This is a genomic window from Litoribacter ruber (assembly GCF_018500185.1).
Classification (GTDB): Bacteria; Bacteroidota; Bacteroidia; order Cytophagales; family Cyclobacteriaceae; genus Litoribacter; species Litoribacter ruber.
The window spans coordinates 268,508-281,024 of the sequence record NZ_JAHBGI010000004.1; the positions used below are offsets into that span (position 1 = coordinate 268,508).

At 44.5% G+C, this 12,517-nt stretch carries 10 protein-coding genes; 7 read left to right on the top strand and 3 right to left on the bottom strand.

Translation table 11 applies throughout. From position 1 onward, the window contains the following. Positions 1-5 precede the first annotated feature (5 nt). The 6 genes from KIH41_RS07795 (at position 6) to KIH41_RS07820 (ending at position 7,870) form a co-directional block, all read left to right on the top strand. On the top strand, positions 6-3,464 hold the full coding sequence (locus tag KIH41_RS07795) for a hypothetical protein (protein WP_214162063.1): 3,459 nt from the start codon (positions 6-8) through the stop codon (positions 3,462-3,464). Positions 3,465-3,589: 125 nt separating this feature from the next. Next, positions 3,590-4,294: an SDR family oxidoreductase gene (locus KIH41_RS07800; protein WP_214162064.1), complete on the top strand. Its 705-nt coding sequence runs from the start codon at positions 3,590-3,592 to the stop codon at positions 4,292-4,294. Positions 4,295-4,300: 6 nt separating this feature from the next. After that, positions 4,301-6,286 carry a (E)-4-hydroxy-3-methylbut-2-enyl-diphosphate synthase gene (ispG, locus tag KIH41_RS07805; protein WP_214162065.1) on the top strand — a complete coding sequence of 662 codons (1,986 nt, stop codon included), beginning with the start codon at positions 4,301-4,303 and terminating at the stop codon, positions 6,284-6,286. 26 nt (positions 6,287-6,312) lie between these two features. Continuing rightward, positions 6,313-6,504 (top strand): DUF6728 family protein, encoded by a 192-nt coding sequence (locus KIH41_RS07810; RefSeq protein WP_213943547.1) that lies wholly within the window; start codon positions 6,313-6,315, stop codon positions 6,502-6,504. Positions 6,505-6,554: 50 nt separating this feature from the next. Continuing rightward, positions 6,555-6,905 carry an MmcQ/YjbR family DNA-binding protein gene (locus KIH41_RS07815; protein ID WP_214162066.1) on the top strand — a complete coding sequence of 117 codons (351 nt, stop codon included), beginning with the start codon at positions 6,555-6,557 and terminating at the stop codon, positions 6,903-6,905. Next, positions 6,902-7,870, top strand: coding sequence for an ABC transporter ATP-binding protein (locus KIH41_RS07820; protein WP_214162067.1), 969 nt, complete (start codon positions 6,902-6,904; stop codon positions 7,868-7,870). Before KIH41_RS07815 ends, KIH41_RS07820 begins: the two co-directional genes overlap by 4 nt. 8 nt (positions 7,871-7,878) lie before the next feature. Here KIH41_RS07820 and KIH41_RS07825 read toward each other — a convergent pair whose 3' ends face one another. Continuing rightward, a complete protein-coding gene (locus KIH41_RS07825; RefSeq protein WP_213943550.1) occupies positions 7,879-8,487 on the bottom strand; it encodes a Uma2 family endonuclease in 609 nt (202 codons plus the stop codon). Between the two features lie 249 nt (positions 8,488-8,736). Then, positions 8,737-9,255 (bottom strand): FKBP-type peptidyl-prolyl cis-trans isomerase, encoded by a 519-nt coding sequence (locus tag KIH41_RS07830; protein WP_214162068.1) that lies wholly within the window; start codon positions 9,253-9,255, stop codon positions 8,737-8,739. 198 nt (positions 9,256-9,453) lie between these two features. Here KIH41_RS07830 and KIH41_RS07835 point away from each other — a divergent pair, with 198 nt between their 5' ends. Continuing rightward, positions 9,454-9,648, top strand: coding sequence for a hypothetical protein (locus KIH41_RS07835; RefSeq protein WP_143962245.1), 195 nt, complete (start codon positions 9,454-9,456; stop codon positions 9,646-9,648). Between the two features lie 58 nt (positions 9,649-9,706). Here KIH41_RS07835 and leuS read toward each other — a convergent pair whose 3' ends face one another. Next, complete coding sequence (gene leuS, locus KIH41_RS07840) at positions 9,707-12,481, bottom strand: leucine--tRNA ligase (protein ID WP_214162069.1); 2,775 nt, start codon at positions 12,479-12,481, stop codon at positions 9,707-9,709. Between the last annotated feature and the right edge of the window lie 36 nt (positions 12,482-12,517).

Here is a 12,517-nt window from a genome sequence, read left to right on the forward strand (position 1 = left end):
GTAATATGATTTGGGCAAGGCATTTTTTTAAAGGGTGTGCGCTTCTGCTTTTGGTAGTTTTTTCGGCGACAGCTCAGGACAATTCCTGCCGTTGGTTGGGTAAAGACGACCTGCTGATAGGGGTGCGTTTGGACTCCCTCACGGTGGTGCCCGAAAGTATCGCTTTTCAACATGCCGATTCCGCCCAATTTGCCCATTCTTATAATCTAACTACGGGGATTCTTAAGGTTGAATCTCTTCGTGGCCTAGACTCCTTGCAGGTCTGCTATCAAACCCTTCCCTTTGATTTGGGGAAAAAATTTGCCCATAGGACACTGGCTGAACATTATGATTCAGCTGCCTTATTTAAAGACAATAGGATAAAGGCCTCCGAGGTGTTTGACTTCCGAGAGGAGATTTTCCCAACGTCCAACCTTCAAAAGTCAGGAAACCTTACCCGTGGTATTTCATTTGGCAACACGCAAAACGTATTTGTAAACAGTGCCCTCAATCTTCAGATGGACGGCCAGCTTGCCGACAATCTGTATGTCAGGGCCAGCATTACCGACCAAAATGTGCCCTTCCAGCCCGAAGGCAATACCCAGCAGCTACAGGATTTCGACAATGTGTTGATTGAGTTGTATAATGATAAAATGAGCCTTTCAGCTGGAGATGTGATGCTGCAGAACAGGCCCTCAGATTTTTTGAGGTATTACAAGAACGTGCAAGGGTTACAGTTTACAACCGGCTATGACGTGGGCGAAAATTGGAAAGCATCCACCCAGGTAGCTGCTTCCATTGCAAAAGGGAAATTTGCCTCAAGCGAAATCCCCATCTTGGAGGGTGTGCTTGGCCCTTATAGGATTCGAGGACCCCAAAATGAACGCTTTGTCATCATCATGGCCAATTCTGAAAAGGTTTTTTTGGATGGAAGGCAATTGAAACGAGGTTTCAACTACGATTATGTGATTGATTACAACCAAGGAGAAATAACTTTTACCACCAATGTCCTCATCACGCAATACTCCCGGATAAGGATAGATTTTGAATATGCGGAGCGGAATTTTCAGCGCTCCATTTTGTCAGCCAACCATACTCAGGAAAACAAACATGTGATGTTCTACCTCAACTATTACAAAGAGGAGGATAACCGAAACCGCCCCTTGTTTTTTGAATTTTCAGATCAGGATAAGCAATTGCTTTCCTCTGTCGGCAACAACATTGACCAAGCCGTAATCCCAAGGGTAGACAGCACTGCCTTTGATCCAAACAGAGTGATGTATGAACGCCGAATGAGAGAAAATGGGGAGGTAATCTATGTCTATAGCACCGCTGCGGAAGAAGCACGATTTATTCCCAGCTTTCTGCAGGTTGGCAGGGGCAATGGGGATTACGTGAGGCGCCAGCAATTGGCCAATGGGGTAGTTTATGAATTTGTGGAGCCGATCAATGGGGTGAGGCAGGGGGATTATTCCATTCAAGCGCCGCTGCCTGCCCCAAGCAAAAAGGAAATGGTTACTGCCGGTACCGTGGTGAAATTGGGTTTGTATGAGCAATTCTATTCAGAGGTTGCCCTTTCTACCAATGATCAAAACCTGTTTTCGGAAATTGATAACAATGAGAATAAAGGGTATGCCTTTAAGTCTGGGCTAAGGTCTCAAAATAGAAGGCTGGGGTTACTCCCTGATTATTCGTTCAAGGGGCAGGCGGAAGTAGAATACAATTCGGTAAACTTTTCATTTATAGACAGGGTCAGGTATATTGAATTTGACAGGGATTGGAGTTTGCAACAAGAAGATTTGATGTTTGCCGCTTCCGAAAAACTGTTTTCTGCTCAGGCTGAGGTGGTGAAGGATGCGGATAATCTATTATCGTATAGGGTTAACCTCCGAAACCGTGGTGAGGTGCTAAATGGATACCAGCATTTGGCCCAATTCAATCAGCAGATTGGGAACAGAGTGTTTTTGAGGAATGAATTTTTCAACCTCAACAGCCAGATCAGGCAGTTTCAATCCGACTGGATCCGGTACCGGGGGGATGTTTCCTATAGAAGCAAAATCTTCGTTCCGGGTTATAGTTACCATGTGGACAAAAATGCGGTTTCGGCAATTGAAAGTGACAGCGTGGTATCCACAGCCATGAATTTTGAAGAGCATAAGTTTTTCATTCGCAGCAATGACACTTTGCCCTATTCTTTTTTTGCCGACGCTTCTTGGAGGGAGGACTATTTTCCGATTCAGGGAGAAATGTTGCCTGAGACAAAAGCTTTTACTACCCAGTATGGATTGCAGCGAAAATTTGGGGTACATGACCTAAAGGGGACCTTCACTTATAGGCAGATGGAATATGTGAGTCGGGACTTGCCAATGGAAACCACTATCATGGGCCGATTGGATTATTTGGGTAGTGCCTTTGCCCACAACCTGCGAAATGAACTGAGCTATGCGATAGGCAACGGTAGGGAACTGAGAAGGGAGTTTGTATTTGTGCCAGTACCCCCTGGCGAAGGGACCCATACCTGGCGGGACGATAATGGGGATGGAATTCAACAATTGAATGAATTTTATATAGCCATCAATCCAGAGGAGAAAAACTTTGTGAAAATCTTTGTGCCCACAGATGAGTATATTCAGGCCTATAACACAATTTTTAATTACCGGTTAAACGCCAAATTTCCTGATGCATGGAGAAAAACCGCTGGGGCCAAGAAGTTTCTTTCCAGATTTTCGAATAACACAAGTTGGAATGTGGACAAGAAAGTGACGGCCAATGATTTCCGCAGCCGTGTAATTCCCCTGGCCAATGGCATCGCTGATGAAGACCTGGTGAGTATCCGTCAATCCATCCGGTCATCTGTGTTTTTTAACCGTGCGGTGACCAAATATGGATTTGACCTTTCCTTGTTCAATAGCCAGTTTAAGCAATTGTTGTCTGGGGGATTTGAGGATATGATACAGCAGGATCTGAGGCTGAATTCACGTTATCAGTTGAGTTCGCTTGTCAATTTGCGGATGATGGCCAACAGGGGGCAAAGGGCCGCTGCCTCGGACTTTTTGGATAACCGCAATTACACGATTGCCCAGCATGGGTATGGGCCGGAATTGGCCTTTCAGCCCTCTTCGGTATTCCGTACGACTGCCAATTATACCTTTACAGGGAAAAGAAATCTCGAAAATATCGAGTTTGAGGAGGTGGCCTCCCTGCATCAGATGGGGCTGGATGTAAGATTTGCAAGGGCCATCAAAACAACCCTAAATGCCAATTTCAATTATACTTTTATCAATTATAATGGGGAGGCAAACTCGCCCGTAGGGTATGAAATGCTACAAGCCCTGACTCCCGGCAACAACTTTATCTGGAATCTCAATTGGCTGCAAAAGATCGGGGAGGGGCTGCAGCTGAACATGGTGTATGAAGGCAGAAATTCTGAGGGATTGGGGCGGATTATCCATGTGGGAAGAATGCAGGTGTCGGCGTTGTTTTAAAAGTGTGGATGGGTAGATTAAGTCATTTTTTCTTTCTCCATGATCAGGATGATCTTATTCCCAAAAAAATGATAACTTTGCCTTCTGCAAATAGTTAGTACACTAACAGTTAAAACAACAACAAAATGTCCAAAAGCATACTGGTGACCGGTGGTACCAAAGGCATTGGCAGAGCCATTATTTTTAAATTTGCAGAAGCGGGTTTTGATATTTACACCTGTTCTAGAAACGAATCCGAGCTTCAGCAGCTTAAGGAGGAGGTTGAAGGGACGTTTTCGGGCATTAAGTTAAGGTATCAGCAAGCCAATTTTTCAAATATGGAGGAAGTGGCCAGATTTGCTGACTGGGTAAAAAGCCAAACCATCCCGGATGTGCTGGTGAACAACGCCGGTGTTTTTCTGCCTGGGTCCATTCACAACGAGCCGGAGGGCAATTTTGAGTTGATGATGCATACCAATCTTTTTTCAGTGTATCATTTAACCAGGGCGTTTACCCAGGAAATGATGGAGCGAAAAAGTGGGCATATTTTCAGTATGGGGTCCATTGCCGGGTTGACTGCCTATGCCAATGGAGGAACTTATGCCATTTCAAAGTGGGCACTATTGGGTTTTACCAAGTGTTTAAGACAAGAGTTGATGGAATACGGCATCAAGGTGACTTCTGTGATGCCGGGAGCCACCCTCACGGCAAGCTGGGAGGGTGTTGACATTCCGGAAGAGCGATTTATGAAAGCTTCTGATGTAGCAGAGGCCGTGTGGTCAGCCTACAACCTTTCCCCGCAGTCAGTAGTAGAAGAAATAGTGATCAGGCCTCAATTGGGCGACATTTAAGATAAGATGGATACGAAGAATTTAATTGAAAAAATAAGGTACTGCAACAGCCTTACTTCTTATTCAAGAAGAAAAACAATCCCCGTAAGTGTAGGAGATGTGATGATAGGAGGGGATAATCCAATCGTGGTGCAGTCTATGACTACTGTGGATACCATGGATACAGAGGGTTCAATAGAGCAGTGTATCCGCATGGTGGAAAGTGGCTGCGAACTGATCCGCATCACGGCCCCTAGTATGAAGGAGGCCGAAAATCTAAAGAACATTAAGGATGGACTAGCCAAGAGAGGGTATCACGTTCCTTTGGTAGCGGATATTCACTTTACTCCCAATGCCGCCGAGATAGCTGCCAAGATTGTGGAAAAAGTCCGTATCAACCCGGGAAATTACGCAGATAAAAAGAAATTTGAGGTTCTTGAGTACACAGACGAAAGCTACCAAGAAGAGCTAGACCGTATCAGGGAGCGTTTTTTACCTTTGGTGCGGATCTGCAAAGAGCATGGTACGGCCATGCGTATCGGGACCAATCACGGGTCTTTGTCGGATAGGATAATGAGCCGTTATGGGGATACTCCCCTCGGTATGGTGGAGTCGGCCTTGGAATTTTTGAGAATCTGTGAGGATGAAGGATTTTACAACATTGTAATTTCCATGAAATCCTCCAATACGCAGGTGATGGTTCAAGCTTATAGACTTTTGGTGCAAAAGCTGGAAGAAGGCGGGTTCAAACCCTATCCATTGCACCTTGGAGTGACTGAGGCAGGTGATGGTGAAGATGGCAGGGTGAAGTCGGCCGTGGGCATTGGGACGCTTTTGGAAGATGGCCTTGGAGATACGGTTAGGGTATCTCTTACAGAGGATCCTGAATTTGAAGCGCCTGTAGCGGAGGCATTGATAGACCGCTACCAAGACAGAGCTGAGCATGAAGCCATTTCTGATATTGAGGGATATCCAATAAACCCATTTGAATACACTCGGAGAGTGACCAAGGAGGTTTTTAATATCGGAGGAAGCAATGTGCCAAGGGTTTTGGCGGACCTGTCTTCCTTTTCAGAAGTGACCATTAAGGATCTGAAAAACATTGGACATTTTTATCTGCCTGAGCTGGATAAGTGGAAAATGAATGACCAGGGGGCTGATTTTGTATTTACATACAAGAATCCAATTCCATTTATGCTTCCCAATGGCTTAAAAGAAATCCAGCATTTCAGTAATTGGAATAGCCAGGATTCTAATAAATTTCCAGTTTACTCCCTTCAGGAGTTTAAAGCCGCCGAAAAGCTTCATCCTTCTCTTAATTTCCTACTAATTGAAGATAAAGAAACGGCGACGTTAGCACAGGATTTAGCTGGAAACACGAATATCGTATTGATCCTTTTCACCCAGAATAGGCACCAAATGCCTGCACTGAGAAGAGCTATGGTAAACATTATCGAGCAAAACCTTCAATTGCCGGTGATTTTCAGAACCGATTACCAAGGCCTGGATAGTGACCAAACGATGCTATATGCCGCCACTGATTTTGGGGGCTTGCTAATTGACGGGCTTGGTGATGGTGTGATGATGGGAATGAGCGAAGTAGGTGGAAGATCCCGTGAAGAAAGTCTTTCTCAGGTCAAATTGCATAATTCGGTCAGCTTTGGAGTATTGCAGGCTGCTAGGACGAGGATGTCCAAAACTGAATACATCAGTTGCCCTTCCTGCGGACGTACCCTATTTGACTTGCAAGAGACCACTGCCATGATCAGAAAGCGCACAGATCACCTGAAAGGGGTGAAAATCGGTATTATGGGCTGTATAGTCAACGGGCCGGGTGAAATGGCTGATGCCGATTATGGGTATGTTGGATCCGGAAAGGGCAAGATTACCTTGTATAAAGGCAAGGAGGTCATGAAAAGATCAGTCCCTTCAGAAAAAGCGGTAGATGAGCTAATCAACATTATCAGAAAAGATGGACAGTGGATTGAACCTGAAACAGAGCGCTTGGGTTAATAGGTAAATAGAAGACATCGGTAATTATGGCTAAAAATAGAATCCAGGAGTTCTTTCAGCTTGGTGAAGTTGGGAATTACTTCTTCAGAGTATTCAGAAAACCTGATCCCAACCAAAAGTCCAATTTCAACCTCAGGATGATGCATGGAATTAATAAAATATCCATTCTTGTGTTTCTCTTTGCGGTGATATTTTGGATCATTAAGCGATTAATGTAGTTAAAATATTATAAGGCAGGGATGCTCTCCCTGCTTTTTCCTTTATTTATATGCATATCGAGTTTTTTAGGGATTACTGTCTCAGCTTGCCTGGAGTGACCGAGGACACCCCGTTTGATGAGGATACCCTTTGCTTCCGAGTCGGGGGTAAGATTTTTGCCATAACCGACATATCATCATTCGAAAGTGTAAACCATAAGTGTGATCCCGAGTGGGCTGTGGAGTTGCGCGAAATGCATTCCGGAATAGTACCCGGATATCATATGAACAAAAAACACTGGAATACCGTGTCATGTGATGGATCTGTCCCTCAAAAGCTGTTTGTCGAGCTTACCGATCATTCCTACTTTCTAGTGCTCAAAAGCCTTCCCAAAAAGACCCAAGCAGAAATATCCAAATGAGTTACCTCAAAATAGACAACATATCCAAGCAATATGACGAGAAGAATATTGCCTTAAGGCAGGTAGGGTTTGCCCTCAAAAAAGGGGAGGTGGTGTCGGTTTTGGGTGAAAGTGGGTCCGGCAAAAGTACTTTGCTAAGGATTATCGCAGGGCTGGAAATCCAGGATGAGGGTAGGGTGTATCTGGAGGATGAGAAAATCTTAAACCCTGCGGAAAAGCTGGTGGCAGGCTATGATGAAATCAAACTTATCCACCAACAATACAAACTTTACCTCAACTCCACGGTGGAGGAAAATATAGGTAGGCCACTTTTGCTTTATGACAAAGATTACCGGCGGGAAAGGGTTGAGGAAATTCTACAAATGTTGAATCTCCATGCCTTTAGACATAAATTGCCCAAACAGCTTTCCGGAGGGCAGCAGCAGAAGGTAGCCATTGGCAGGGCACTGAGTATTGAGCCGGAGGTACTGCTGCTGGATGAGCCCTTCAGCAGCTTGGATACCATTCAGAAAAGGGAGCTGATCGAAGAGTTGAGGCATATTTTTGAGGATTCCGACATGACGGTGATCTTTGTGACGCATGACCTGGATGATGCCCTTTTGATGAGTAAAAAACTTTTCATCCTGAAAGATGGGGAATTGGTGCAGAAAGGTGCTCCTAGGGATATCTTCAGGAAGCCCAAAAACCTATACACAGCCCAGCTTTTCAGCCACCTCAATCCCATACCAGGCAATGGTGAGGCTTTTATAAGGCCCTCAGATGTGAAAATTGAAAAGGTGGATGGTAGGCTTGAGGCGGAAATTATCTCAGCCCAGTATTTGATTCATTATACCCAGCTGACGGTTCGGCTGAAAGATTCGGATGTGATTTGGAAAGTCGAGGACCAAAATAGGTTGTATCAAAAAGGTGACTACATCGGACTTTCATTTCAAGAAGAAAACATTATTTCTTTTTCTCCCCAATAACTTTAACGTTAATCCAGGTCACGAAAAACATATTCCAAATCCAAATAAAATCCAGGCAGAGACCTGCATTCCACCAAGTCCCCTGTGGTCTGAAGCCTGGACGGTACATATTTACCGTTGATTAATGTATAGGTCAAGAGAGTTTGCTCAGCGGGTTGAATGATCCAATATTCTTTTACCCCGGCCTCTTCGTAAACTTCATATTTGTACTTAAGCTCTTTTTTATTGTTACCGGGGGAAAGGATCTCGATGATTAAATCTGGAGCGCCCACACAGCCCAATTCATCCAATTTATCTGGGTCGCACACTACACAGATGTCCGGTTGCACTACGGTGTCAATGTCCTCATGTTTTTTTGATTTAACCGGAAGCCGAACATCAAATGGGGCAGCATATGCCTTGCATGGGAGGCTTTCAAGAAAAGTAAAAAGTTTGTTGAATACTTTTCCTGAAATTTCCTGATGAACTCTTCTTGGTGCCGCAGCATTTCGAAACAACCTGCCTTTAATAAGCTCCACCATTTCATCATATTGCCAACTTAAATAATCCGCATAGGTGTACCTTCTATATTCGGTAAATGGCTCTCCGGCCTGATCCTTGATTTCCTCTTTTTCCATTATTCAATTTACTATTTATTGCCCTGATTTTCAACTAAAAAAGCCAAGACACAAACGAGGTCTTGGCTTTTTATCTTCATATTTGCAAATGGGTACTAAGTACCAGGTACTAAGTACATCGCAGGACATGACGCTCCGAGGAGCAATTGAAAGGTTCTTTTGTTATTTAATTGTTCTTCCTCTCGTGACCCTCCCTCCGGGCTTTGCTCTTCGGATGGGGTATCAGAATAACGAGAATTTTCGTACTTATCAATGCTGGTGTCCATGTTCGCCATGAACATGCCCATGGGAAATCTCCTCGTCAGTGGCTTCTCTTACCTCTTGAACTTCCCCCACAAAATGTAGGTCAAATCCTACCAGAGGATGGTTGAAGTCCAACAAAACTTCCTCTCCAAGATCCTTTACAACTTTAGCCTGCATGGAATTGCCTTCCTCATCCGCCAAGGGAAGGAAATTGCCTTCTTCGAGCATTTCCGGAGTGAAACCGTTTTGGGCAGAAAACTGGTTTTTCGGAATGGACATGATCATCTCGTCATCAGCTTGGCCATATGCCTCTTCAGCCTTCAAGGTAAACTGAAAGGAATCGCCCTGTTGCTTGTTTTCCAATAAGGTCTCAAACTTCTCTGGAAGACCGCTAAGGCCGAAGATGAAATAAAAAGGATCCTCCTCATCTCTTACTTCCACACTGAAAGGAGCAGATTCCTCTCCCTCTTTGGTGACTTTAAGTTCATAAGTAAGGCCTACGATGGTTTTTTCTGTGATTTTCATATAGGTTGGTTTAAGGGAGGGTAGATCGGCCTCCAGTTTTTATTGATTTTAGTATAAGGTGTATAAAGATTAACTTCAAATTGGGCCCATTCGTTCGGTATAACAATTCATTTCTTTGGCTGTTTAATAATATTGATCCCTAATAAATAAAGTGGGGATCCTGTTTTCATTTGTACAACCCTAAACAACCTTTAAGTTATGCCTTACGATTTGGATAAATATTACAAAAAAGGAGAGGTCTTTTCGGCCAAGGATTACTCAATTCGGTCCAAAAGATCCGAGCAAGAAGTGAATACCGATTTCAGTACGTGGATGAAGGAAGGACGGATCAAAAGAAGTGAAAGAACCACTGACAAGATCAATGATCAAGGCCCTTTCTTTGAGTTTTTTTAGGGAAATATAAACCTGCCAGGATTCCTTTATTTTGAGAGATCCTGGCAGGTTTTAAAGTTTAAACCACCACGTTAATAATTTTACCAGGCACCACTATGACCTTTTTGGGCTGGTTGCCCTCTAGCCATTTTTGCACCACCTCGTTTTGCATGGCTGCTTCCTCAATTTCAGCCTTATTCAAACTCAATGGTAAGGCGAGCTTGGTTCTCATTTTGCCATTGATGGAAACAGGATATTCATGGCTGTTTTCCACCAGGTGCTCTTCCTTAAATTCAGGATATCCAGCTTCTACCACTGAAGTGGTATGACCCAACCTAGACCAAAGCTCTTCAGCGATATGCGGGGCATATGGCGCTACCACAATGGCCAACGGTTCCAAGATCTCCCTTTTGTTGCATTTCAAAGCTGTGAGCTCATTCACGCAGATCATAAAGCTGGATACGGAAGTATTGAATGAATAATTTTTCATGTCCTCCTCAGCCTTTTTAATCGTTTTATGAAGAGACTTCAATTCTTCTGGGCTGGCCTTTTCGTCCGAAATGGCCAAATTTCCATTATTGTCATGATAGAGATTCCAAAGTTTCCTCAAGAACTTGAAGACCCCGTCAATGCCGTTTGTATTCCATGGCTTAAACTGCTCCAATGGCCCTAAGAACATTTCATAAAGCCTCAAGGTGTCAGCACCATATCTTGAAATAATATCGTCAGGGTTGACCACATTGTATTTAGACTTGGACATTTTTTCCACCTCTGACCCGCAGATGTATTTGCCATCTTCCAAAATGAACTCGGCATCCTTCAGGTCTGGTCTCCAAGCCTTAAATTTATCCAGATTCAATTGATCATTGTATACAATATTGACATCCACATGCATGGCGGAGGTATCGTATTCATCCTTCAGTCCGTAGCTTACAAATTTATTGGTGCCTTTCACCCTGTAGACAAAATTTGATCTTCCTTGGATCATGCCTTGGTTGATCATTTTTTGGAAAGGTTCTTTCACATTTACCAATCCCAAGTCATAGAGGAATTTGGTCCAGAAGCGGCTGTAGAGCAGGTGTCCCGTGGCATGCTCGGCTCCGCCAATATATAAATCCACATTGCCCCAGTAATCAAGCTTGTCCTTATCGGCAAAAGCATTTTCGTTTTTTGGATCCATGTATCGGAAGAAATACCAGCTAGAACCCGCCCAGCCAGGCATCGTGCTTTTTTCCAATGGAAACTCCCCTTCAGAAGTCTTGTAGGTCCAGTCCGCAGCACGTCCCAAAGGCGGTTCACCGTCCTCAGTTGGCAAATATTTATCCACCTCCGGCAAAACCAAAGGCAGGTCTTTTTCATCAATCAGGTAAGGAAGGCCATCCTTGAAATAAACTGGCAAGGGCTCGCCCCAGTACCGCTGGCGGGTAAAAATCGCATCACGCATTCTGTACTGGATTTTGGCCTTACCTAGCTTTTTGTCCTCGAGGTGCTCTATGCCTTTTTTCATGGCTTCCTTGACAGAAAGGCCGTTTAAAAAGTCAGAGTTGATGATATTTCCATCTTTGGCAGAAAAAGCCCCATCTTCCATGCTGCCTTCCACTACCTGACGGATTTCCAAGCCAAAATGCTTCGCAAATGCATAGTCCCTGTCATCATGCGCAGGGACGGCCATGACGGCCCCGGTGCCATACCCGGCCAGTACATAATCCGCAACCCAGATGGGCAGCTCTTCCCCGTTGAAGGGGTTGACGCCATAAGAGCCCGTGAAAACACCGGTGATATGCTTTACATCGGTCATTCGGTCTCTTTCTGAGCGGTTTTTAGCCACAGCCACGTACTCATCCACTTCTTTCCTGTGCTCCTCTGTAGTCAAAGCATCCACAAGTTCGCTTTCCGGAGCTAGGGCCAAATAGGTGACTCCATAAATGGTGTCAATCCTGGTGGTGAAAACTTTAATTTTTTCAGCCTTGCCTACTACTCTAAAGGTCATTTCAGCACCAATGGATTTGCCTATCCAGTTACGCTGCATTTCTTTGATTGGCTCTGCCCAGTCCACAGTTTCCAGGTCCTGAAGCAATCTTTCCGCATAAGCAGTGATCCTCATGCTCCACTGCATCATTTTTTTCCGCTCTACTGGGTGGCCGCCTCTTTCCGAATACCCATCCTTTACCTCATCATTGGACAAAACAGTTCCCAAAGCCGGGCACCAGTTTACGGTGGTTTCAGCCAAAAATGTCAGGCGGTATTTGAGCAGCATTTCCTGTTGTTGCTTTTCCGTAAATTCATTCCACTCATGGGCAGTAAAAAATGGGGTGTCCTCATCACAGGCTGCATCTACATTCAGGTTTCCCTCTTCTTTGAACTTTTGGATCAAAGACTGGATGCTTTTGGCCTTTCTCTCCTTATGATCATAGTAGGAGTTGAAGATCTGCATGAAAATCCACTGGGTCCACTTGTAATAACTGGGATCGGAAGTCCTTACCTCTTTTGACCAATCAAACGCAAACCCGATGTTTTTCAACTGCTGGGTGTAGCGTGAAATATTTTCCTCGGTCGTGAGAGCAGGATGCTGGCCAGTCTGGATGGCATACTGTTCCGCGGGAAGTCCAAAAGAATCGTACCCCATCGGGTGGAGAACGTTAAAGCCCTTCGCTCTTTTGAATCGGGTAACTATGTCAGAAGCTATGTATCCAAGTGGGTGTCCCACGTGCAGCCCTGCCCCGGAAGGGTAGGGAAACATGTCAAGGGAATAAAACTTTGGTTTGGAAGTGTCTGGTTGGGCATTGAAAACCTGGTTTTGCTCCCAGTATGCCTGCCACTTTTTCTCGATCTCTTGAAAATTATATTCAGCCATTTATAAGCGGATGTTTTCGATTTTGGAATAAGTTGC